Source organism: Allobosea sp. OAE752 (assembly GCF_050433265.1).
In the GTDB taxonomy this organism is placed as follows: Bacteria; Pseudomonadota; Alphaproteobacteria; order Rhizobiales; family Beijerinckiaceae; genus Allobosea; species Allobosea spartocytisi.
The window spans coordinates 1-23,202 of sequence record NZ_JBNPXO010000017.1 but is presented as its reverse complement, the minus strand read 5'-3'; the positions used below and the strand labels follow the sequence as shown (position 1 = coordinate 23,202).

General features: G+C 64.3%; 21 protein-coding genes and 3 pseudogenes. 7 read left to right on the top strand and 17 right to left on the bottom strand.

The genetic code is table 11. From position 1 onward, the window contains the following. Positions 1–20 precede the first annotated feature (20 nt). The 8 genes from GGC47_RS26735 to GGC47_RS26700 all read right to left on the bottom strand — a co-directional run bounded on the left by GGC47_RS26735 (position 21) and on the right by GGC47_RS26700 (position 8,096). Positions 21–713, bottom strand: a complete 693-nt coding sequence (locus tag GGC47_RS26735) for a response regulator transcription factor (RefSeq protein WP_429069739.1) — start codon at positions 711–713, stop codon at positions 21–23. An 18-nt stretch (positions 714–731) separates the two neighbouring features. After that, entirely contained in the window at positions 732–1,088 is a 357-nt protein-coding gene (locus GGC47_RS26730; RefSeq protein WP_429069760.1) for a response regulator, read from the bottom strand. Positions 1,089–1,096: 8 nt separating this feature from the next. Then, a complete protein-coding gene (locus GGC47_RS26725; RefSeq protein WP_429069738.1) occupies positions 1,097–1,738 on the bottom strand; it encodes a response regulator transcription factor in 642 nt (213 codons plus the stop codon). Continuing rightward, on the bottom strand, positions 1,728–4,649 hold the full coding sequence (locus GGC47_RS26720; RefSeq protein WP_429069736.1) for a PAS domain-containing protein: 2,922 nt from the start codon (positions 4,647–4,649) through the stop codon (positions 1,728–1,730). The genes GGC47_RS26725 and GGC47_RS26720 overlap by 11 nt, the downstream gene beginning before the upstream one ends. Positions 4,650–4,819: 170 nt before the next feature. Beyond that, positions 4,820–5,767 (bottom strand): mechanosensitive ion channel family protein, encoded by a 948-nt coding sequence (locus GGC47_RS26715; RefSeq protein WP_429069734.1) that lies wholly within the window; start codon positions 5,765–5,767, stop codon positions 4,820–4,822. 68 nt (positions 5,768–5,835) lie between these two features. Further along, complete coding sequence (locus GGC47_RS26710) at positions 5,836–6,258, bottom strand: cupin domain-containing protein (RefSeq protein WP_429069733.1); 423 nt, start codon at positions 6,256–6,258, stop codon at positions 5,836–5,838. 36 nt (positions 6,259–6,294) lie between these two features. Then, a complete protein-coding gene (locus tag GGC47_RS26705; RefSeq protein ID WP_429069732.1) occupies positions 6,295–7,047 on the bottom strand; it encodes an SDR family oxidoreductase in 753 nt (250 codons plus the stop codon). Positions 7,048–7,178: 131 nt separating this feature from the next. Further along, the gene (locus GGC47_RS26700; protein WP_429069731.1) at positions 7,179–8,096 is read right to left on the bottom strand and encodes an MBL fold metallo-hydrolase; all 918 of its coding nucleotides are present in this window, start codon (positions 8,094–8,096) and stop codon (positions 7,179–7,181) included. Positions 8,097–8,676: 580 nt separating this feature from the next. Between GGC47_RS26700 and GGC47_RS26695 the strand changes: the two genes are divergently transcribed. The 5 genes and pseudogenes from GGC47_RS26695 (at position 8,677) to GGC47_RS26675 (ending at position 12,947) form a co-directional block, all read left to right on the top strand. Then, positions 8,677–11,184 (top strand): rhomboid family intramembrane serine protease, encoded by a 2,508-nt coding sequence (locus GGC47_RS26695; RefSeq protein WP_429069730.1) that lies wholly within the window; start codon positions 8,677–8,679, stop codon positions 11,182–11,184. Between the two features lie 198 nt (positions 11,185–11,382). Continuing rightward, a pseudogene (locus GGC47_RS26690) lies at positions 11,383–11,553 on the top strand (transposase); the annotation flags it as partial. A 178-nt stretch (positions 11,554–11,731) separates the two neighbouring features. Further along, positions 11,732–12,051, top strand: a pseudogene (locus GGC47_RS26685) (plasmid stabilization protein). Beyond that, positions 12,026–12,388: a con-10 family general stress protein gene (locus tag GGC47_RS26680; RefSeq protein WP_429069729.1), complete on the top strand. Its 363-nt coding sequence runs from the start codon at positions 12,026–12,028 to the stop codon at positions 12,386–12,388. Before GGC47_RS26685 ends, GGC47_RS26680 begins: the two are co-directional and overlap by 26 nt. A 70-nt stretch (positions 12,389–12,458) precedes the next feature. Next, the gene (locus GGC47_RS26675; RefSeq protein WP_142021213.1) at positions 12,459–12,947 is read left to right on the top strand and encodes a hypothetical protein; all 489 of its coding nucleotides are present in this window, start codon (positions 12,459–12,461) and stop codon (positions 12,945–12,947) included. A 297-nt stretch (positions 12,948–13,244) separates the two neighbouring features. On the opposite strand, the gene GGC47_RS26670 is transcribed toward GGC47_RS26675, so the two are convergent. From GGC47_RS26670 to GGC47_RS26630, 9 genes and pseudogenes are all read right to left on the bottom strand, one after another. Next, entirely contained in the window at positions 13,245–13,550 is a 306-nt protein-coding gene (locus tag GGC47_RS26670; protein WP_429069728.1) for a hypothetical protein, read from the bottom strand. Between the two features lie 52 nt (positions 13,551–13,602). Further along, positions 13,603–14,283, bottom strand: coding sequence for an orotate phosphoribosyltransferase (locus GGC47_RS26665; RefSeq protein ID WP_429069727.1), 681 nt, complete (start codon positions 14,281–14,283; stop codon positions 13,603–13,605). Beyond that, a complete protein-coding gene (locus tag GGC47_RS26660) occupies positions 14,280–15,575 on the bottom strand; it encodes a Zn-dependent hydrolase (protein WP_429069726.1) in 1,296 nt (431 codons plus the stop codon). The genes GGC47_RS26665 and GGC47_RS26660 overlap by 4 nt, the downstream gene beginning before the upstream one ends. After that, entirely contained in the window at positions 15,572–16,534 is a 963-nt protein-coding gene (locus tag GGC47_RS26655) for a dihydroorotate dehydrogenase (protein WP_429069725.1), read from the bottom strand. The genes GGC47_RS26660 and GGC47_RS26655 overlap by 4 nt, the downstream gene beginning before the upstream one ends. Further along, positions 16,531–17,403, bottom strand: coding sequence for a dihydroorotate dehydrogenase electron transfer subunit (locus GGC47_RS26650; protein ID WP_429069724.1), 873 nt, complete (start codon positions 17,401–17,403; stop codon positions 16,531–16,533). Before GGC47_RS26650 ends, GGC47_RS26655 begins: the two co-directional genes overlap by 4 nt. Before the next feature lie 16 nt (positions 17,404–17,419). Next, a complete protein-coding gene (locus GGC47_RS26645; protein WP_429069723.1) occupies positions 17,420–18,667 on the bottom strand; it encodes an MFS transporter in 1,248 nt (415 codons plus the stop codon). A gap of 291 nt (positions 18,668–18,958) precedes the next feature. Next, complete coding sequence (locus tag GGC47_RS26640; protein ID WP_429069722.1) at positions 18,959–19,882, bottom strand: helix-turn-helix domain-containing protein; 924 nt, start codon at positions 19,880–19,882, stop codon at positions 18,959–18,961. Between the two features lie 318 nt (positions 19,883–20,200). After that, a pseudogene (locus tag GGC47_RS26635) lies at positions 20,201–20,550 on the bottom strand (SOS response-associated peptidase family protein); the annotation flags it as partial. 19 nt (positions 20,551–20,569) lie between these two features. Beyond that, positions 20,570–20,797: a hypothetical protein gene (locus GGC47_RS26630; RefSeq protein WP_429069765.1), complete on the bottom strand. Its 228-nt coding sequence runs from the start codon at positions 20,795–20,797 to the stop codon at positions 20,570–20,572. A 57-nt stretch (positions 20,798–20,854) separates the two neighbouring features. On the opposite strand from GGC47_RS26630, the gene GGC47_RS26625 reads away from it, so the two are divergent. Together GGC47_RS26625 and GGC47_RS26620 are read left to right on the top strand one after the other, a co-directional pair. Beyond that, positions 20,855–21,145, top strand: coding sequence for a hypothetical protein (locus GGC47_RS26625; RefSeq protein ID WP_429069721.1), 291 nt, complete (start codon positions 20,855–20,857; stop codon positions 21,143–21,145). A gap of 792 nt (positions 21,146–21,937) precedes the next feature. Continuing rightward, a partial coding sequence (locus GGC47_RS26620; protein ID WP_429069720.1) for an autotransporter-associated beta strand repeat-containing protein occupies positions 21,938–23,202 on the top strand: 1,265 nt, incomplete at its 3' end.

Here is a 23,202-nt window from a genome sequence, read left to right as displayed (position 1 = left end):
GGCGGTCCGGCCCGATGGGTTTAGGCCGCGTTGGTCTCGCGCATCCTGACCGGCAGGGCTTCCCAGGCCCGGATCAGCTCGCCGATCGAGGCGACCTCCATCTTCCGCATCAGATTGCCTCTGTGCAGCTTGACCGTGACCTCGCTGATGCCGAGATCGAAGGCGATCTGTTTGTTGAGACGCCCCCGCGTCACCTCATGCATGATCTCTCGCTCCCGGGGCGTCAGCGTCTGCAGGCGCTCGACATAGCCCTTGATCTTCGCGGCTTCCGCCCGTCGTGCCGCATCCAACCCGATCGCGGCGTTGACGGCATCCAGCAGCGTCTGGTCGCGCACCGGCTTCGTCAGGAAGTCCACGGCGCCGGCTTTCATGGCCTGGACGGTCATGGGGATGTCGCCGTGCCCGGTCAGGAAGATGATCGGCTTGGGATTTCCGGTGGTCGTCAAGTGACGCTGGAGGTCGAGCCCGCTGGAGCCGGGCATACGAACGTCGAGGATCAGGCATCCGGGCCAGTCGAGCGCGTCGGTTTCGAGCAGCGCTTGCGTCGAGCTGAACGAAACCGCTTCGAAGCCGGCCGACAGCATCAGCTCGGACAAGGCTTCCCGGACCGAGGCATCGTCATCGACAATGATGACGAGGGGCTGCTTCGCCTCGGCCTGGCGTTGTACCGGAAGCGGAATCGGTCTCCGCGAGAGTGAGCGATCCATGATCATGTTCACCTTCCACACTACCTATTGATGCAGGGCTCTTGCGATCGCGGCCAGCAGGGCCTGGCCGTCGAAGGGCTTGCAGAAGAAGGACTCAACCGCGCGCGCCCGGATCTGGTCGGCGATTTCATGGCGGCCGGTGATGAGGAAGACCGGGAGGTCCGGGCGCTCCCTGTTCACGAGGTCCCGCAGCTCGAAGCCGTCGAATCCGGGCAGGCCGATATCCGTGATGAGAAGATCCAGCCCGGAGAGGCCTGCCCCGGTCAACGCTGTCGCCGAGGGGAAGCCGCGAACCGCATAGCCCGCCGATTCAAGCAGATCCTCGAGCGATTCGAGCAATCTCGGATCGTCATCGACCACGGCGACGACGTATTTATGCATGCTCACACTCAGACTCCTCCCGTCCGGCGCGAATGCTGGATCGGAATTTCCAACCGCTCCGCAATTCGCACCAGGTCGGCCAGCGATGACGCGGCCATTTTCTGCATGACGTTTCTTCTATGGATCTGCAGGGTGACTTCGCTGATGCCGAGTTCGGCCGCAGCCTGCTTGTTGAGGAGCCCGCTCACTACGAGAGGAAGGACCTCCCGCTCCCGCGGAGACAGCTCCAGGTAGCGCCTTCGGAGCAGGGCGAGCTCGGCGCGTTTCGCCTTCGTTTCCCGGTCCTGCGCGATCGCCGAGCGGATCGCCCCCAGAAGCGCCGTGTCGCTGAACGGCTTGGTCAGGAAATCGACGGCGCCATGCTTGATGGCGCGGACCGATGACGGAATGTCGCCATGCCCGGTAATGAACACGATGGGCGGATGGTCATCGCTCGCGATCTGCCGCTGCAGTTCGAGGCCGTTGATGTCGGGAAGCTCGACATCGAGAATGAGGCAGGCGGGAAGATCGGGCTTGTCCGCAGCGATGTAATCGCCGGCCGATCGGAACAGGGCGGATTCGACGCCGTTTGCCGCCAGCAGCTCGCCCAGCGCTTCGCGCAGAGCCTCGTCGTCGTCGACGACGAACACGATGGTGCCGTCAGCGGTCATGGTCCGCTTTCGCTTCGACAGGCAGGGTGAAGAGGAATGTCGCCCCGCCATCCTCATTGTTCTCGGCCCATAGGCGCCCGCCATGGGCTTCGACGATGGTGCGCGAGATCGCCAGCCCCATGCCCATTCCATTGGATTTGGTCGAGAAGAACGGTTCGAAGACCTTGTCCGGAGCGCCGATTCCCTCGCCCATGTCCCGGACCTCGGTCCGGACGAACGCGCCAGAGCGCATGGTCTGGATGTGGAGCGCTCCGCGCTGCGCGGATTCCATCGCCTCCATGCCGTTGCGGATCAGGTTGACGAGAACCTGCTGGATCTGGATCCGATCCAGCGCCAACGGCGGAAGCCCGGCCTCGACATTGATCTCGATGCGAATGCGCCGCCGGGTCGCTTCTTCCGACATCAGGTCGCGGGCTTCGTAAAGAATGGTGTCGAGCTGGCACAGGCTTCGCGCTTCGACCGTTTGCCTGAACAGGGCACGAACCCTGCCGACGACGTCGGCTGCGGAATTTGCGTCGCGTATGATGCGCTCGACGGTCTTCTGCGCCCGCTCGAGATTGGGAGGGTCGGAGGTGAGCCAGCGTTGGCAGGCATGCGAGTTGGCGACCACGGCCGCGAGCGGCTGGTTGACCTCGTGGGCGATCGACGCAGAGAGCTCCGCCAGGCTCGCAGCCTGTGCCGCGCGTGCGAGGCGCTCCTGCGTCAATGTCAGCGCTTCCTGCGCACGCACCTGATCTTCGATCTCGAAGCAGATGCCGTTCCATTGAACGATCTCGCCCTCGGCATTGCGCATCGGGGCGGTTCGCGTCTCGACCCAGCGAAACGCGCCATCCGCCCGTCGCAGGCGATGCTTCATCGCGTAGGGAGAGCCCGTGGCCAGCGAGCGCCCATACCTCTCCTTGACGTCGGGGAGATCGTCCGGGTGGATGATCGCTTCGAGGGTGCCGGCCAGGCGTGTGCTGCCGTCCTCATCCTTGTCTCCCAGCCCGAATCCGAGGAATTCCCGCAGCTTCTCGCTGCGATAGATCGGGTCCCCGTTCGGTGCGGCGCAGTAGATGAGGGCGGGCAGCGTCTCGACCAGTTGGCGCAGCGATTGCTCGCTCTCCCGGAGAGCCTCCTCCACCCGCAGCTGATCGTCGATGTCGTGGGACAGGCCGTGCCACTGGATGATGCTGCCATCCTCGTCCAGGAGCGGCTCGGCGCGCCCATCCATCCAGCGATAGACGCCGTCGTGGCGGCGCAAGCGATAGCGCATCGCGAAAGGCCGGCCGCTGTTCAGGCAATCGTGGAGCTCGGTCCAAACGCGACCGGCATCGTCCGGATGGAGCGCGGTCTTCAGCGCCGCCGCATATTGCTCCGTCTGGGACTGTTCATGGTTGCCTTCGTCAAGGCCAAGGAAATCGATGAAGCGGCGGTTGAAGAAATTCGGCGCCCCAGCTGGGGTCAAGCGCCAAAGGAAGCTCGGCACCAGATCGACGAGCCGCGTCAGTTCCTGCTTGCGGAGATGCAGCTCCGTCTGCGTGGTGATCAGATCGTGGATGTCGACGGAAACGCCGTACCAGCGAATGATCTTGCCCGCTTCGTCGCGCAGCGCCTCCGCCCGCGTTTCGGTCCAGCGATAGCTGCCATCGGCCCGACGCTGAAGGTATTTGATGGCGTAGGGCACGCCGGTCATGACGGATTTGGCGAAGGTCCGCTCCGCCAGATCCAGGAAATCGGGATGGATCATCTTCTTGAGCGTGAGTGATCCATCCGGCGCCGTAACGGTCTCGGTCGTGGCGCCGGTCACTTCCATCATCCGCCTGTTGAGATAGACGGGATGGCCTGCCCCCGTCATGCTCCAGATCATGGCCGGAACCGTGTCGATCAACTGCTCGAGATGCTGTTCCCTGGCCCGCAGAGCGGCCTCGGTCTTCTTGTAGACGTCGATATCGATCGAGGTGCCGAACCAGCCCGTGATGCGGCCTTCATCATCCCGCGTCGGCCGCGCCGAGATGCGGTGCCAGACATACTGGCCCGTCGCGCGCAGCATCCGGTACTCGATGTTCCACGGCTCGCCCGTCCTGAGGCAATGGCGCAGGGTCGACGCGGCCCTGTCGACATCGTCCGGATGGACGCCGCGCATCCAGCCGGCTTCGCCGCCGTCGATGAATTCGCGTTCGCTGAGGCGGCGATTGAGATCCTCGAGGGCCATGTCGATCGCGACCTGGGCGGCCGGCGTGACATAGGTGAACTTGCCCATCGCATCGAAGGCCCAGGCCTTGCCGTGCAGGCTTTCGATCACCTTGGCGGCCTTGACCGCCTCCACGGTCGCGCCAAGGGATTCCGCGACGGTCCAGCGGTCGTCCGGTCTGGACACCATCGCGTCGACATCGACGCTGACGCCATAGCCCGGCTCCGCGCGCAATTCGGTCCAGTGATAGCTGCCGTCCGGCTGACGCAGCCGATAGCTCGTCACTTGCGGCACGCCCGTCCAGAACGCGTAGGCAGCGGCCTGCGCGATCGCAGGCCGGTCATCCGGATGGATCGCGCTGTGCTCGGAAACAGGCCCGAGACCGTCCTGCTGTCCAGGCTCTCGTCGCTGCACCGCTGCGGGCCACCTGCCGCTCCGGGACGGGTCGGGCAAAAGGAGCAGGCCGATACAAGCGGCGACCGCGACAAATGCCCCGAGCGAAAGCGCGGCGTCCCGGATCGCGCCCGGATAGAGCAGGGCAACAAACGCCGACGCGGCGAAGGCGATCAGCAGCCCGATCCAGAGCGGCAGGAGCCAATATCCCCGCGCATAGAGAAACAGAGCACCGAGCGGCGCCAGGACGCCGAAGAGTGTCCCGGTCGACCAGCATGCCGCGAGACCGACAGCCAATGTGACGACCATCAACGCCGCCGGCGTTCGACGAAGCGCTGCTATCATGATCGGCTGCTCCTTTCGGAGACGGCATGCCTGGAAACCGTCACAGCTTCGTCTAGCACCAGTCCTCGAAGACGCGACTGACAAACTCATCTGAAGCTAGCGCCGGGAGGCCGCAGCCGCACTTATGGAAATCCATGACTTGCCGGGAGCTCGAGCCGGGAAGAGAGGAGCTAGGCGGGCTCGGCCAGCGAAAGGCCTTGTGCTTCGCAACGATCATGGATGAGGTCGATGATCTCGTTCCTGGCGGAGGTCCCTGTCGCGAGGCTCGCGACGCGGAACTGCAGTTCCACCTCGATGGCTGCCGCGTCGATCCCCTTCAGCGCTACGGCCGGCGGCGGCTCCTTGACGATCCGGGTGCTCGCTTCCAGCACGGATCGCATGGCGTCCTCGACGATGCGCGGCCTTTGCCCGGCGGTAAAGCGGACGCCCAATGTGATGAGATGGGACTCGTCGGGACGGCTCAGGCTGGTCAGGCTCTGCTTGGCCAGCAGGCTGTTCGGCAGCACGACGATGTTGTTCAGGCCCGTCAGCAGATTGGTGGAGCGCCAGTTGGTTTCGGTGACGCGCCCCGCGGTGCCGTCGCTCAATTGCACCCAGTCCCCGATGGCGTAGGCCTTGCCGAGCGTCAGCGCGATGCCGGAAAAAACGTCGCCGAGCGTATTCTGCAAGGCCAGGCCGAGGATCAGCGCGACGACGCCCGAGGTCGTCACCAGCGTGGCGATCGGCAGGCCGAAGACGAAGCCCATCACCGACAGCGCCACGCCGAGATAGATGGCGGCGACGGCCATATCCAGGATCAGATGCGCTTCCTGCGGCTTGCGGTTGAGCCTGACATAGATGTGGATGAAGCCGATGATCGTCCAGGCGAGATGGGTCCACCAGAGGATCCTGGCGGATTTGGAGAGCAGCGCGGTCAACCCCTCGGCATAGACGTCGTCGGACTGATGCGGAGCGATGCCGCCCATGTAGAGCACGAAGCTCATGCCGGCGAAGAACAGGATCTGGACGATCAGGCGACCAGTCGGGCGCTCGCAGCCCTGAATGTGCCAGATGACGATACCGGCAATTCCCAGGACGTTGATCAGAACCAGAGCGGGGGTGGGGGCATCGCCGAACATGAAGGGCCTCGATCGGGATCGTCCAGGCTGGAGAAGGGCTGTGCCGGGCTGAAACCCGGCTTGCTCCCCTACTTCTTGAGCGGGAAGGTCAGTTCCTGCTGGGCGGTGTCGACGACGAAGACGGCCAGCAGCTTGGCCGGATGCGTCTTGCTGGCGTTCTCGCTGACGCCGTGGCGGTCGCCCGGCAGCTCCGAAAAGCTTTCGCCGGCCTTGTAGACCATGACCGGGCCATCATTGACCTGGCTGCGGATCGCCCCTTCCAGCACGGTCGCGTAGATGAAGGCCGATGTCGGATGGGTGTGGCCCTCCGAGAAACCGCCCGGAGCATATTCGACGAGAACGCCCCTCATGCTCTTGCCCGGCACATTCGGCAGCTCGTGGTCGTAGACCAGGGTAACCTTTGCGCCTTCGCCGCCGCCGGGCGTGTCATGCGCCATCGCCGAGGCCGACAGGAGAGCCGTCAATACAATGCACGCCCATGATTTGGCCATGTCGATCGTCCTTTCGTGGAGGATTGGGATGAGCCGCTATTTCCGGGGAGCGGTCGCGAACCAGCGATCGAAATCGATGCGGCCGACGCGGGGATTGTTGTCGGAGACGAGCGAACCGGCCTCCAGCCTGGTCCCGAAATACCGGGCATCCGGATCGGCGACGACGGTGCGAGAGTCTCCGATGGCCTTGAGGTAGCGCGCGACGAAATCGCAAAGGCGCGCGCGTTCGGGGCCGGCGATTTCGATGATGCCGTTGGCCGGTGCGGCCAGAGCGGCCTCCGCGACGAAATCGGCGACGTCGTCCGAGGCGATCGGCTGAAGATTGCCCGTCGACAGATGGGTGGTGTCGCCGACCGTGCCTTCCTGGGCGATGCCGCCGAGGAACTCCATGAACTGCGTCGACCGCACGATCGTATACGGGATGCCGGCGTCGCGGATGATCATTTCCTGCGCCACCTTGGCACGAAGATAGCCGCTGTCCGGCAGCCGATCCGTGCCGACGATGGAGAGCGCGACATGGTGCTTCACGCCGGCCTTCTTCTCCGCCGCCATCAGGTTCTTGCCCGAGGTCTGGAAAAATTCGAGCACGGCCTTGTCCTCGAAGGACGGCGAATTCGCGAGGTCGATCACGACTGTAGCATCCTTCAGCGCCTCCGCCAGACCTTCGCCCGTGATCGTGTTGACGCCGGTATTGGGCGAGGCGGCAACGACCTCATGCCCTTTCTGGCGCAGGCGCACCGCGGTCTTGGAACCGATCAGGCCGGTCCCGCCGATGATCACGATTTTCATTTGCTGTCTCCATTGGCTGTCAGCCGTGCGGCGCGTTCGCCGGATCCCTGAGCGAACGCGCTCCCGGGCGAGCCCTGTGAGCCGAACCGGATACGGTCTCGAAGGCATCCAGGCCCGGCCCTCATAAGGGTTCAATAGTCCCAGAAAGCCGGGACCCAGCGGAAGGCATCGCCGTCGACGGCCACGCGGCCGACGGACGGGAACGGCAGATGGGTCGCCACCAGCTGTTCGCCGGACGCTGCAAGCTCCGTCAAAAGACGGACACGGACACGGGCCGCCTCCTCGGGGTCGTGTTCGAAGCCGTTGTGCCAATCAGGGTGGTCGAAACCGACGGTGAAGACGGCGTCGCCGGCGAAGGTCAGCCGATCGCCGCCGGACGCCAGGCGGACCACGCTGTGGCCGGGGGTGTGGCCGCCGGTGCGGCGGACGATCACGCCCGGCGCGACTTCATGCTCCTCGTCGAACAGCCGCAGATGGCTGCGATACTCCTGCGCGAACCGTTTTGCCGCGGTGCGGAGCGCATCCGGGAAGCCCTCGGGCATGTTGACTTGGCTGAAGTCAGGCGCTTCCCAGAACTTGACCTCGGCGGCGGCGACATGGATCCGCAGATCCGGACGAAGCTGCTCCTTCACCCCTTCGACGAGCAGCCCGCCGACATGGTCCATATGCATATGCGTCAGCACGACATCGGTGACCGATGCGAGGTCGATACCAGCAGCCGCCAATCGCTTGATCAGCTGGCCTGCCTTGGGCAGGTTCAGGTTCGGGTCCAGTCCCAGTCCCGCATCGACCAGAATGGTCTGGTCGCCGCTGCGGACCACGACCACGTTCAGCGACCAGTCGAACGCGTCCTGCGGCAGGAACATCTCGTTCAGCCACGTCGCCCGCTCGGTCGCGGCGACGTTGTGACCCAGCATCTTGGTCGGAAGCGGCAATACGCCATCGCTGATGATCAGCACCTCGATGTCGCCGATCTGCACCGCATAGCGCGATGGAACGAGCTCCTCGGGTCCTGTCCTGCTGGGGCGTGAGGCGATGTCCAGGCTCATGACTGTCTCCTAATGACGCCGCTCTGCTCACGGCACCGGAGACGCTATTGGGAGCCCGTTTTTCGGTCGATTGGGTCAAGGAATAGGGCGAGCCACACCAAGTTATAGGTTTTAACCGTGAGGCTGCGAGGTCGCCGTAATAGGGTGCGTGCTGACTGCGACCTCGCGACCGACGATTTGGAATTGGCTGATCTTGGAACGCAGATGGCCGGCGTCAGCCGCGCTTTGACATTTCAGCCGCCCCTGATCGTTTGAACGCGGTCCGAGCCAACTGCAATGATTGACGAGTGGAGGCGGGAAGCGCCGAACTGAATGTCCGCTTGCTGGCCATGGCCCAGCTTCCGCTATTGGCGCAATTCGATCGATCTGCCAAGACGCCGTGGGGCGCATGTGCCGGAAACACGCGACCTCAGGCGAACGTCGGCTTAGCCATGGCAGCAGCCGGTCATCGATCGATGCTACCTCAACGAATTGGTGATGACGGTCTACGCGACGTTACGACATTACTTATGCCATTTTGCACGCGGTTCGCTTGCCTAGTCGTTTCGACGCTGGTGCCGAACCGGCCGGGGGCGTTCGCATGACGGAAAATCCGTTCTGGGTCAGAGCAGGCATCACAAGACGTGGCGCCGCACTTCTCATCGACTACCTGATCATCATGGTGCTAACGCAGGCACTCGTGGCGAGCGTTTTTGACCTGACAGGCGGACGGATTCAGGACAGCGGCGCCTTTCAGAAACAATGTTCGATGGCCAAGGAGCGTCCGGTCGGCGTGTCTCTACCGGCTGGATTTACTCCAACGGGCGAAGCGATATGCATCTCATATTTCTTCAGCAAGCCGGTCGCGCGATCTTACGTCTTCGAGCGCAAGATGCCGGATTCGCCGTTGAGGCAGACCGTCGGGTTCACCCTCGACACGACCGATACACCGATCAGAGCCTTCGACTTCACGCTGATGCAATGGCCGCTGCTCGCATTCTTGCGATGGGCCTTAGAGCGCCACGGCTGGAGATCACCTGGAAGACTGGCGGCGGGTCTCCAGGTCGTGTCATGGCGGCGTGAGGTTCCTGAGATCGTTAGTGGCAAAGACCTGACCATACGATATCTGCTGTTCGCCGCGGCTGGATTGCCAGCAGTCGGCTTCGCCGCCGTTGCGGTCTGCGCGGCTTGGCTGGGCTTCTTAAAACCGAGCGATGTCATGATGGGGCTGTTGAGTATCGCCGGCTGGCTGCCGACGATCGCACTCGTTGCCGCAGTGATCGCGATCTTCAAACGGCGTGACAGCTTTTACGATCAGGCGGCTAGGACGCGCGTCGTGATGGTCGTCGATCCGCAGTCTGTCGAGGCACGGTCGACAGAGCCGCCATCAACGAAGAGCGTCCCATTTTCATTGAGAACTTCAGCAATCACCTCTAAGGCCGCGTTGGGGTTGGCGCTGTTGCTGGTGCTGATATTCGCGGCGGAGCTCGTAAATGCGCGTTTGGCCGGGCGGGTGCAGGGCTTTTCGGTCGATTGGCAGACAGGAGGTCTGTTCGGCGGCGTGTCCTATGAGGCAACCGCCCAAGGCGGGCAGTGGTACAGGCTCGCGACGTCCTCATTCCTGCATTGGAGCCTGAACCATCTCGCCACCAACCTCGTCGCGCTCCTTGCGATCGGGGTCTTGCTGGAGCCCATCATCGGCGCTGCGTGGTTCGTTGCGATTTTTCTGCTGAGCGGCCTAGCGGGAGCCGGCCTCTCGATCATGCAAAACCTGCCCAACACGATGAGCATGGGAGCCTCGGGAGCCATCCTCGGCCTCATGGCCGCCGGCTTGATCCTCTCGTTTCGGCTGGCTGAGGGACCGCGTCGGCTTTGGTTGCAAGCTGTCAGCATCGTGGTTCTCGGAGGCTCCCTGGCTCAAGGCAGTGGGCTTCCGGATTTAGGTTCAGATCATGCTTCGCATCTGGGCGGCGCCTTGGCAGGAAGCGCCGTTGGCGCGATTTTTATGCTCTTTTACAGATCGGACCGCCTTCCAGCACTCGGGAGATTCGCCGTCGGGGCTGCTGTTCTCGCCTCTGCTGCCACAGCCGCATCGATCCCAAGTGCAGGATTTGGCGACTTCTCGCTGGATCGTCTTCTCGTGCCTGCGCAAGTCATGCCGAAGAGCGACGCGGAATGGGGGGCCCGGGCGAACGAGCTCGCAAGACGCTATCCACGTGATCCGAGAGTGCAGATGGCGCTGGCCCTGGCCGCCGGCTCGGATGTTTCTGCAAGAGATCGCGCTCTTCAGGGGGTAAAAGTCACAGCCGCGGCGCTGAGGCGGAATGACCAGACCTTCGCGCTGACGATTTACCGTAATGCGCTGAAGGCTGTCGGACGATCCCGCATAGCGGCCTATGATTTCGTTGAAGCCAAGCTGAAGCTGACCGAGGCATTGGCCTTCCAACTCCCGCTCGATCCCGAACTGCTCTATCTGCGCGCTGACGCCGAGCAAGGGCTTGGAGAATGGTCTGCCGCCAAGGATGACTTGCAGAAGCTTTTAGCAGCCTTACCTGGAAACGTGCCCGGCTGGATAGCACTTGCGTTTGTGATGTCGGCGACCGGTGACCAGGCTGCTGCGATCAATTTCAGCAGCATCGCGCTGCTCCACGATCCGAAAAGTTTCAGTGCCCATCGGCAGCGCGGCTGGTTCTCTTATCTCGACGGCCGTTATGAGAGGGCGTTGGTCGAGCTGGAGAAGGCGCGGGAACTCGATCCCAAAGACCATTACGCGGCAATCTGGGTTCATCTGGCGTCACTGCGGGCGGGTCTGGGCCCTCGCATCGATCTGGTTGCGCAGCAACTCGACCTGGCCAAATGGCCTGGTCCCGTGATGCGCTATCTTCGCAGTGAAATCGATGTGGCAGCCCTGCGGTCACTTGCAGCGAGCAAGGATGCCGTCCGCGATCAAAACCAACGGTGCGAAGCCAACTTCTATATCGGCGAAAATCTTCTCGCACATGACCCTGCCGAAGCTGCCACGAACTTCCGCGCTGCGCGAGAGATTTGCCCGAAAAGGTATTATGAGTGGGTTGCGGCTGGCGTGGAGCTCTCCAAGAAGATCGACTAGGTGCGTAAAGCGACACCTCTCATCTTGAAGGGCAAGCTCACACTTAGAACGGTATCAGGTTCAGCGTGCTCCTGGCCCGCCCCCTGAAAGGTGTCCCTCCGTGAAGTAAGCATTTGAACCCTGTGGTCCTGACCCTGGAAACAGACCCTGTTGTCGTGCAATTTTTGGGCACTCTGAGCCTCCTAGAGGACAGATGCCATGCCACGCGATCCATGCACGAATGAGCAAATCGCCTTTGCCCTTCGGCATGCGAAGAACGGCACGACGGTGGCGGAGAACTGCCGGAAGATAGGTGTCTCGGAACCAACCCTCTACCGCTGGAAGAAGCAGTTTTCCGGGATGGGAAGGGTCGAGATCCGGCGCCTCAGAGCCAAATGCAAGGCTTGGCCGGAAGGCTATGTGCAGCTGCGCGAGGAGGGCATCTTTGGTGCCGCTGCCAAGCGCGGAGGCAAGCCTCCAGCGACAAGCGCAGAGCCTGCGGTAGGCTGGAACCTTTGCCGTTGTCTGCTGTTCGCAGGGTTTAACCACCCAAACTGTGGAGGCAGGCATGCCACGGGGTGATAAATCCAAATACACCGACAAGCAGGAGCGCAAGGCCGACCACATCGCCGAGGGCTACGAGAAGCGCGGAGTTTCCGAGAAGGAGGCCGAGCGGCGGGCGTGGGCGACCGTCAACAAGGATGATGGCGGTGGGAAGAGGCGGGCGGCTCCGGGCGGGGGAAGGAAACCGGCCATCCCGCCGCGCACAGGGGCGGCGAGAAGGGCGGCAAGGCTTCCGCCGAGCGGAGCGCCGCCGATCGATCGGCATCGGCAAAGAAGGCGGCGGCGACGCGAAAGCGCAATGCCGAGCACAGAGCTAACCACTGAAAAGAAGTTGGAACAGCCCATCGCCTGGGTCGTTCACTCCAAGACCGCTCAGTCGGTCAACTCACCTCAAACCGAGATTCTCCGGCTCTCCGGAGAGCAACCTATGGAGCGAGTGATGGCTCATAACCAAGGCTTCGCCAACAATCCCAACAAGGGCCGCGAGGCGGGAAAGAAGGGAGGCGAGCACAGCCACCAGAACGAGCGCGGGCAGCAGTCCGCGTCAAACGGCGACCGCCAGCAAAGCGGTTCGCACGGTACCGAGCGTGGCGGATCGGGCAACTTTGCCAATGACCGCGAGCGCGCGTCGGAAGCAGGTCGCAAGGGCGGCCAGCACTAGTCACCGTCGTAGTGCGAATTGGGTGGGCGGGTCCTTCGGGGCTCGCCCTTTTCGCAGCAGGGAGGCCAGCATGCTTCAAGTCCAGACGATTACCAGAGCCTATGAGACGTTCGAAGATGCACGGAATGTCGCGGTCCGCTTGGCCGAGGCTGGCATTCAGCCAGAGAGGATCGGCCTTCTCGGACAGCAAGCCGGCGGAGACGACAATACGGCTGCAGCGGCGGGTGTCGGAGGCGCTGCTGGTGCGGCAACGGGGCTCGCGCTTGGCTTGGGCGCCCTGACCATTCCGGGCGTCGGACCGATCATTGCGACCGGCTGGTTCCTGTCGGGCGCGGTGACCGGCGCATTGGCAGGAGGCGTTATGGGCGCGCTGGTCGATGCCGGCGTACCGGCGAATGACGCCGAACGTCACGCCAGCGAACACGCGCTGGGTCGGTCTGTGGTCTCTGTGCGCGTCGAGGAGCCCGACGTCGCGCTGGCAACGCGGATCATGGATGCCGCAATGCCTGTCGAAGCGGGTGAGGATCCTCAAGCCGACCTCGCCAGGGTCGTGTCCTGACGCCCATTCTCGGCCGCAAAGCATCCGGGGAACTAGTCCTGGCAGAGACGGTTCGACGACAAAGCGCTGGGGCGATTGGCTGGCGGCAGCGCCGCGGCCCGAGCCAAGGAATGTCGAATGTCCGTCAAAATGCCATGATCGACGAAGACGATCTTCCGTGGCATGAATCCGCCCGGACACCGAAGCCGCACTGGAGCCGCGCTATCCGCGAAGCGATCGTCTCAAAGGAAAGGTCGCGCTCATCACGGGAGCGAGCTACGGCCCGTCGACATGCCCGTGAAGCCCGGCCTGGCGCAATCAGACAAGCTCGCTGACCCCGACCTCATTGAGCAGTGCAAGCTGAGCCTTCGGGTCCGCAGGACTTCCCGCGGCCGCCTTGCCGAGAAGACTGGCGAGCCGGTCCAGCGCACGGCCTGCGATCTCGGCGGAGAGCGGCTGGCGGTCATAGGCCTCGACGAAACGGCCGGCGAGATCGGCGAGAAGGCGCAGCAGCGCGGCCTGCTCTGGCGCGTCAGCGCGCAGGGCCAGCGCCCGGTCCTGGAACTCGACATAGGTACGGAGGCTGCCCTTCTGCTGCAGCAGCCAGTTCAGAAGCTCGTTCATGTCATTTCCGCCAAGTCGCGGCCTTGTTGGTGGTGGGTGGAGTGGATACAGCTCAGCTGCGCGGGGCGAGGCGGGCACGCCCGCCATGACGGGTCGACCAGACGACAGGATCGGCCAGGAAGCGCTCGATCTCGGCGCGGTCCTCCGGCGCGAGGCCGCCACTGCCTTCAGCACGCAGCACGTCGCCCCAGTTCGCGAGAGCATGGAGCGTCAAGCCCGCTTCCTTGAGCCGCTCACCGGCGCCGGGGAAGGCGTCGTGATAGAAGATCGTCAGGACATGCTCGACCTCGGCTCCCGCCGCGCGCAGGCCGCGCGCGAAGTTGAGCTTGCTGCCGCCATCGGTGGTCAGATCGTCCATCAGCAGCACACGCAAGCCCTCGACCGGCCCGCCCTCGACCTGGGCGTTGCGGCCGATGCCGAGCGGGCGCTTGCGGACATAGCGCAGCTTCAGCGCCAGCCTGTCGGCGAGCCAGGCGGCGAAGGGTATGCCGGCCGTCTCGGCGCCGGCGATCGCGTCGAAACTCCCCGGTGGAAAAGTCGCGGCCGCATAGCGCACGGCGAGCTCGCTGACCGCCTGGCGCAGATCGGGATCGCCGAGCAGCAGGCGAACATCGACATAGACCGGGCTCGCCCAGCCGGCAGCGAGGATAAAGGGCTGCTGGCGGCTGACATGGATGGCGCCGGCCTTGAATAGCAGCTCTGCAACCTCGCGGCCGATCTCGTTCGCGCTCATCGCACCGCCTCCCTGATGGCGTCCCGCATCACCGCAATCCCGGCGAGGAAGTCATCGATCGCCATCGCCTCCTGCGGATTATGCGATCCGTTCTGGTTGCGCACGAAGATCATCGCGCTGGGGATGCCGGCATTGGCGAAAACAGCGGCGTCATGGCCGGCCCCGCTTGGAATGTCCTCGTCGGGCAGGCCGAGATCGCGGGCGGCGGCCTTGAGCCTTGCGATCCAGCCGGCATCCATCACGGCGGGAGTGGATTCGAGTCGGCGGTCGACGCGGAACTCGACCCCCCTCTCCTCGCCGATCAGGCCACATTCCGAGAGGAAGAGATCGTAGAAGGCTTCCAGCGTCTCGCAGCTCTGGCTGCGCACCTCGAAGGAGAAGCGCACCGTGCCGGGAATGCGCGCGATGGCGTGCTCCTGCGGATCGGTGCCGAGCACGCCGGCGGTCACGACCACGTCGCGGCCGCGCTCCAGCAAGGTGCGCCAGTGCCGGTCGAGATGGGTTATCAGTTCGGCGGTGGCGAAGACCGCGTCGCGCCGGAGCCAGCGTGGCACCGCACCGGAATGGCCGGCCTCGCCGAGGCATTCGACCTGCCGATGCCGGATATTGCCGCGGATGCCGGTGACGATGCCGATCGGCAGGTCGCGGGCGACCAGCACCGGCCCTTGCTCGATATGCAATTCGATCCAGGCGGCGACATCAGCCGGATCGAGCAGCGGCTCAGCCATCTCGACGCGGGCCGTGTTGACGCCAACGGAAGCCATGCACTCCGCCAGGCTCTGCCCGCTGGCATGGTCGCACACCGCAAGATCGGCAGCCGAGAGTTTCCCGAACAGGGCGCTGGAGCCCATATAGGCCCGGCCGAAACGGGAGCTTTCCTCGCCGCGCAGGCCGTAGACCTTGATCGTTCGGCGCGGGACGAAACCCTCTTCCCTGAAGCGGGCAATGATGGCGAGCCCGGCGATGACGCCGGCTGCCCCGTCGAAATTGCCGCCTTGCGGCACGGAATCGAGATGCGAGCCGCAAGCGAGGAAGGGCAGCTCCGGCTCCCTCCCCGCCAGCGTGACGACGAGATTGGCGCCGGCATCGCGCTCCGTCGCAAAGCCGAGTTCGTGCGCCTTTGCCTCGACGATGTCGAGCGCCAGCGACTCGCGCTCGCTATAGGCCTCGCGGGTGATGCCGACGCCGTCACTCGTCGCCTCGCGCAAGGCATCGAACAGTGCCTCTGCGAGGGCGCGGTCGCCCGCGTCGCCGCTGAAGATATTGCGCATCTCGGCAGGTTGCGCGTTCACGAGACCGGGTCCAGCCAGGCGAGGTCGGGCTCGTCAGCCTCCTCGATCACGACACCATGGATCAGGTCGGCGACGCGCGGGATCTCGTGGCGGAGACAAAAGGCCTCGAGCCCGTCGATGATCGTCGTCATCGCCGCCGGCTGCAGGAAGGTCGCGGTGCCGACCTGCACGGCGCTGGCGCCGGCCAGCATGTACTCGATCGCGTCATCGGCGGTGGAGATGCCGCCGCAGCCGATCACCGGGATTTTCACCGCTTTGGCGCATTGGAAGACCTGGCGCAGCACGATCGGCTTGATCGCCGGACCCGACAGCCCCCCCATGATGTTGCCGAGGCAGGGCTTGAAGCTCTTCAGGTCGATCGCCATCGACAGGATGGTGTTGGCGACCACGACCGCGTCGGCCCCGGCTGCCTCGGCAGCGCGCGCGACCTCGGGCATGTCGCCGGTATTGGGCGTGAGCTTGACCCAGAGCGGCAGCTTGGTCGCCTCGCGCAATTCGCGCGTCACGTTTTCGGTGGATTCTGCCCGCATGGCGAAGGCCTTGCCGTCCTCCTCGATGTTCGGACAGGAGATGTTGGCCTCGATCGCGGCGATGCCGGGGATCGAGAGCTCGGCCGCCAGGCTGGCGAAGCCTTCCGCCGTCGGCGCCGAGATCGAGATGACCAGCGGCGTGTCATAGGCCGCGTAATGCGGCATGGTCGTCTCGATGAAATAGGGTACGCCCTTCGAGGGGATGCCGATGGCGTTGATCAGCCCGCCCGGCCGCTCGACCACCCGCGGCAGCGGATTACCGGCGCGCAGTTCGCGCGTGATCGTCTTGGTGACGAAGGCGCCGAGCCGGTTGAAGTCCATCACCTTCTCCAGCCCCTCGGCGAAGGTGCCGGAGGCCGGCATGACCGGATTGCGCAAAGTGAGGCCGCCGATCCGGACGGAGAGGTCGACTTTGCCGGCCGCGCTCATGGCAGCGCCTCCATCAGGTCGAAGACCGGACCGTCCCAGCAGACGCGCCGATTGACGATCTCGCCATTGACGTTGAAGTCGCGCACGCAGCAGTAGCAAAGCCCGATTCCGCAGGCCATTTGCTGCTCCATCGCAACCTGGCCGGGCAGCTCGAACTCGCGCGCCAGGCGCTGCTGAACCCGCATCAGCCGGCTTGAGCCGCAGGTGAAGAAGGCGTCGCAGCGCCCCTCGGCGATCTGGCGGCGCAGAATGCGCTCGACATTGGCAGGGCCGCTGGTCGCTTCAGCATCTGTGACGGCGATGACGTCGGCGCCATGGCGCTGGAAGAGCTCGACCGAGACCAGCAGCTCAGGCCGCCGGGCGCTGAAGACCGCGGTCACCCGCGTGCCATTGGCCTTCGCCGCTCTGGCGAGCGGAGCCAGCGTCGCCAGCCCCGCGCCGCGCCCGACGGCGACGATATGGCGCCAGTCCGGGTCAAGCGCGAAGCCGACGCCGAGCGGCCCCATGATGTCGAGCCGGTCGCCCGGCTTCAGCATGTCGAGCCCGCGCGTGCCGGCGCCGGTCACCTTGTAGAGGAACTCGACCTGGCGCTTGCCGGGATCGGCCCCGTAAAGGCTCATCGGCCGGCGCAGGAAGGGCTGCTCGCCCGCCGGTTGCGGGCAGAGCAGCTGGAAGAACTGCCCCGGCTGGGCCGCCGCGGCCTCCTCGCTGCAATTGACCACGAGATGCCGATATTCGGCGTTCACAAACTCATTGCGGACGACCTCGGCGAGCTCGGCGACGACGCTCGCCTTCCACGGCGCCGGAGAGCTCCCGCCGCCGATGGCGGCGACGGGTGTCGCCAGGGACTGATCGGGTTGGATCGACATCACGAAGCTCCTGCGCTCAGGCGAGTTCGGCGCCACACCGCTCCGGGATCAGGAACCACATGGCGAGGATGTCGAGCACGTAGAGCGTCGCCAGCAGCGCGATCGCCATCTCGAAGCTGTAAGCTGCCGCGATCGTCCCGACGACGAGCGGACCGAAGCCGCCGACACCGCGCCCGATATTGAACAGCACGTTCTGCGCCGTCGCACGAGCGGCTGTCGGAAAGAGCTCGCTGATCAGCGCGCCATAGCCGCCGAGCATGCCATTGACGAAGAAGCCCATCACCGCGCCTGCGACGAGGAGCTGGAACGGGTCGGTCAACCGCGAATAGACCACGACCATCACCGCGGCGCCGAGCATGTAGCCGAAGAAGGCCGGGCGCCGCCCGATCCGGTCGGCGATATGGCCGAAGGCGTAGATGCCGACCGCCATGCCGGCGATGGTCACCGAGGTCCAGACGGCGGACTGCGTCAGGGCGAAGCCGAAGCGGGTCGCCAGATAGTTCGGCAACCAGATCATCACGCCGTAATAGCAGAAGTTCTGGACCGAGCAGAGCACGACCATGCCGAGGCTTAGCTTGGTGGTATCCCAATCCTTGACCAGGAGGCGCAGCGCCGATTCCTTCGGCCGGTCCTTGCTGCGGGCAACGAAAACCTCGGGCTCATGCAGCGAATGGCGGATGAAATAGGCTGCGACCGCCGGCAGGATGCCGATCGCGAACATGCCCCGCCAGCCGATCGTCGGCAGCAGGATCGGGGTGGCGATCGCTGCCGCGAGCACGCCAACCTGCCAGCCGAGGCCGACATAGGAGGAGGCGCGCGCCCGCTTCGAGGCCGGCCAGGCTTCGGCGACCAGCGCCATGCCGATGCCGAATTCGCCGCCGAGGCCGAGGCCGGCAATGGTGCGGTAGATCAGGAGGTCCCAATAGCCCTGCGCGAGCGCGCACATGCCGGTGAAGACGGCGAAGAGAACGATCGTCCAGGTCAGGACGCGGACGCGGCCGATCCGGTCGGAGAGCATGCCGAAGCCGATGCCCCCCAACACGGCGCCGACCAGCGTGGCGGTAACGAGCGAGGCGGCCTGGCCCTGGGTCAATTGCAGGTCGGCTGAGATCGCCCGCAGCATGAAGCCGAGGATCAGGAGGTCGAAGCCGTCCATGGCGTAACCGATGGCGGCGCCCCAGAGCGCCTTGCGGGCCTTGCTGTCGACCTCGCTCGGAGACGATAGGGCGATGGAGCCGCCCATGGCGGCTTGGTTGTCACTCACGGCGAAGTTCCCCGTCTCTGTTTTTCTTTGCGATGCGCACCAAAAACGCCAAAGCACCAGCGCGCGCCTGCGCGCGCGGCTGCCGGCCGGCTTGATCTCCTCAGAGTTTGGGCCCTCGCCCACATTCTCAGGGCGCTTAGCTGCGCCGCTTGACGGCCGGAACATCGAGGTCGACCGCGAGAAATGCACCAAGGCACCGGACATCCGGTACCATCGTGTCACCCCCCTATGTCACGCGGAAATCTCAATTGCAAGAAGAATATCAATTTTGAGACAAAGCTTGAGCCGACATCAGACCAGCTCCGAGGACGCCTCCTTCAACGGTGGCTGCGCGATCCCCGAGCGATCGACTGCCGCCCGCAGCACCGCCCCGGCTTCGCTGCCCTTGAGGGCGCGGCGCCAAAGTCCGTCGGCGATCTCCTCGTAGAGGCGTACCGGTTCCTCATCCGCGGTCAGCATGGCAATGCCGGACCGGAGATTTGGCAATTCGCCACCCAAGCGGAACGGACTTAGCCCCAGCAGCGTCTTCTCCGCGGTCCGGAAGAGCTGGAAGGTGATGTTCGGCACCGCCTCTTCGATCAGGCCGATCTGCACACCCATCGGCTCGCTCTCGATCAGCCCGATCAGATGCTCGACCTCCATGCGCGCCGCCAGACGCCGCCGGGCCTGCTCGGCGGCCGGCAGGTTGAAGCGTCCGACCACGCCCAGCTTGAGCCAGCGCTCGATCTCGAGGACGTTGACGAAATTGACGACGCTCAAGCGGCGGCGCTTGCGGGCACTCTTGCGCTCGTCGAGGATCGCGATGATGGCATCGATCTCGGCCACGGCCTGATCGCGCCCGATATGGGGCGGAAGCGCCTCGACCAGGGTCTGCCGTAGGTGCGCGGAGTAGCCGTCCGAGGTCAGCAGATAGGACAGCGGCGGAAAATGCGCGACGACCTGATCCGCCTGTTCCTCGATCTGCCGCATGCGCTCGAAATAGCTGAGCGGACTGGAGTAATACTCGACCCCTGCCCCGAGCAGCGAGGCGACGGTCGTCTCCAGCAGCGTCGCCAGCCGCTCCAGGGTCTCGATCTTGACCACGCCCCCGGCTTCTATCCGGTAGACCGCCGCCCGCGAGATCCCGAGACGTTCGGCGACGTCCTCGGCCAGCAGCCCGCGCCCCAAGCGGTAGGCTTTCAGCCGCTCACCGATTTCTTCGAACCGGATTGCCATCGACCCGCCCCCATCTGACGCATCATCTGAATCTCAGATTTTAGACAATCTAGCCGGCCCTAGACTGAATGCGAAGCGCCAAGACGAGTCTTCTGTGCGCACCTGGTCGATCTGCCGATCTTAGCCCGCCATCGGGCCTGTTCACCACGATCCAGACCTGCGGGTGCTCACGCAACCAGAGACGCTGAGCATAAGCACCGTGGCGGTGGAAATCGGAACATTCGGCGAATCCCCCAGGCGTGTCACGTCGCTGATATCAAGCGCGGGTTGGCCAAGCCAGCGGTCGCTCGTGCGTCTTTGGTCGGTTCGCGGGTTGATCTACAGGAGCGAAGCTTGCGCCGGCCGGTCCTCTTCGCTGCTGTCGCTATCCTTCTTCACGCCGCGCGCAACGATATCGAGGGAGCCATCCGGTTGGAGCCTTTGCAGCGCCCTCGCCTGCTCCAACGGTGCCGTCATCCAAGTCTCGCATTCTTCCGGCGTCGTCAGGATCACCGGCATTGCCTTTGGGTGGACGGCACCGACCTCCGCATTCGGATCGGTCGTGAGAAAGGCGTAGAGGTCGATCGTCTCCTCGCCTGTCTTGATCTCGCGCACGCTGGTCCATTGCGGCGCCCAGATGCCGGCGAAGAACGCCGTTGACCGCTCTCGCCGAAAGCGAACCAAATGTCCTGCTTGGTGCTCCAAGGCTCATTCTGGATCGCGGACAGGCCGCGCTCCCTGCGAAAACAGCCCCCGGAGATAGCCTCGCGATGTCGAGCGGTCGGCATCGGCCAGCAGGACGATGAAGTCATGAGCCAACGCGCGCAGAGCGGCGGCCTCGGTGCCGTGCTCCTCCATCAGCATGGAAACAACGCCCGTGATTTCCGCGTCCAGCGTGGTGTCTTCGACGTGCTGATCGGCTGGCTGGGCTGACATCGTTCTTGTTCCCGAACATGAGAACAGAATGAGAACATAAGGCCGGAGAGTCAAGCCATGAAGCGAAACCGGCGGCGCGCCTATGACAAGGATGGCCGGGAAATTCCACCCGCCACCGTTGGTAGCCGCCTCGCTTTGGGCCTGCACTGTGTCGAGATTTTCTGCAACGAGTGCAAGCACCACAAGAACGACATCGACGTAAGCGACCTGCCGCCCGAAACGCCGATCCCGGATATTTACCTCCGCTATGTCTGCTCTCGCTGCGGCTCGAAGAACCTCATGAGCCGGGACGATACGCACGAGTTCTATGAGCAGATCGATAAGTGCCGAAGGGAACGATCGGGTTAGGCGCCAGTCGATCGGCCGTGGCTCGCCGTCAGCAGCGTCAGCTTTGCGGAGCACATCAATCCCGGCTCCTAACCTCGCCCTTGGGATTCAGATCAACCGTCGAGGTGCGGCCATTCACGAGCGCTTTGGCGGTTCATCCACCGTCCGAGGTACGTGCGAGCTCGCGGACATCGGGATAGCCGCTGTCTGCCAGCTTTTGCCTCGCCTGATCCTCAGACTGAGCCGGCGCGGGCTGTATGGTCTCTGCCGGCGGCGCATTCTGTGGCGGTCCAGTCGGCGAAATCTGAGCTTGTGCCGAACAGCAAAGCGCAAGGACGAAGACACTGGCGCGAAAGCACATGTCGCTCTCCTTCAAGTGAGCGCCAAGGTCCCGATCGCGAGCTACCGGTAGATCCGCGGCTCGCTCCGATCGAAGGCGAAAGAAGCGAGCCGGCTGAGAGGGAATGACGCCGGCTCGCTTCTGGTGGTCACCCTGGCAAGGATTGCACCGCGACCGTTGAAGGGGTGCCGCGACGGCCGCACGCATTGAACTGGTGCGAGAATGTCGGGTTCCGGGGTGGTGAAAATTATTCTCCGTCGTCACCGTTGAGGACCTTCTGCATCCAACCGGCGTCATGGCGTTGTTACAATCGACGCACAGTAACGTTTTGTTCTCGGTGTTGCAGATTTCGCCATTGTCGGATTCGATCGAATCCCGTCATTCTGTGCCCGGATCGGCCTATGCCCGAGGGAGGGCTTATGAAATCGCGTGCGGTCGAACCTCGTGGCCCCAGGCATCGGCGGAAGGGTACGTTGCTGGCGGGCGTCAGCTGTGCCGCGCTCGCCGTCGCGAACTGGCTCCCAATGTCGGCTTCGGCGGCGGATTTCACGGCCTCGGACGAGGCGAGCCTCATCGCCGCAATCAACGCTGCGAATGCGAGCCCGGATGTCAGCTCGACAATCCGCCTGACCGGCAGCTTCGGCGTGCTCGGCAGCACCAGTCTGCCCACGCCGACCAAGAACCTGACGATCGATACGCAGGGCTTCGTTTTGTCGGGGACGCCTAACGCCCCTTCTCCAGGCAGCGTTTTGTTTGGCGGTGCTCCTTTAAGCGGCACGCTGACCATCAACGGCAGCCTTGTCGGTGCGGCTCAGGGCGGCGGCATAGCCCCCGGTAACGGACTCTCCTGGAACGCTGGTGGCGGAAGCACCGCGCAGCTCGTCAACGATGGCTCGATCACGGGCGGTGCCGCGACAACCGGACTCCGCGGCGCCGTGGGCGTCTCGCTTGGGAACCCCGCAACCTTCGTCAATAACGGCACGGTCAGCGGCGGAGCCGGAATAAGCACGAGCGGGTCAAGTAACGGCGCAGGCGTCAATCAGACCGCCGGCAGCACGGTCATCAACAATGCCAGCGGCACCATTCTGGGCGGCAGTGGCCAGGGAACGGGTTCCGCCGGTGCAGGTGTATACATACGATCGTCGACCGCACCGGCGACCTTCACCAATTTCGGCACGGTCCGTGGCGGCTCGGTCGCCACGGGCGTCGGCAACTCCGCGATTATTGTTCAAGGCGGTTCAACCTACGCGGCGACCATCAACAACTCCGGCCTGCTGATCGGCGGAAACGGCATGGCTGCGATCTCCAGCGTAGGCGCCACAAATATCGTCTCCCTCGTCAATTCAGGCACGATCCAGGCCGGCACCGGCTCGACCACGGCGATCGCGTTCGGGACAAGTTCTTCGAGCATCGCCGCGCTGGAACTTCAGGCCGGTTCGCAGATCATCGGTGACGTCATCGCAAGTGCCACGGGCAGTCTCGACGTCCTGCGGCTCGGTGGCTCGGCGAACGCCAGCTTCGACGTCTCGGCCATCGGCCCGGCCGCTCAGTACCAGAACTTCGACATTCTCGAGAAAACCGGCACGAGCACCTGGACGCTGACCGGCATTGGCAGCTTCACCGGCCCGACCAATGTGATCGCGGGCACGCTTTCGGTGAACGGCTCGCTCGCCGGCTCGGCGGTGACGGTCCAGTCCGGCGCGACGCTCGCCGGCAGCGGCACGGTGGGGGCGACGAC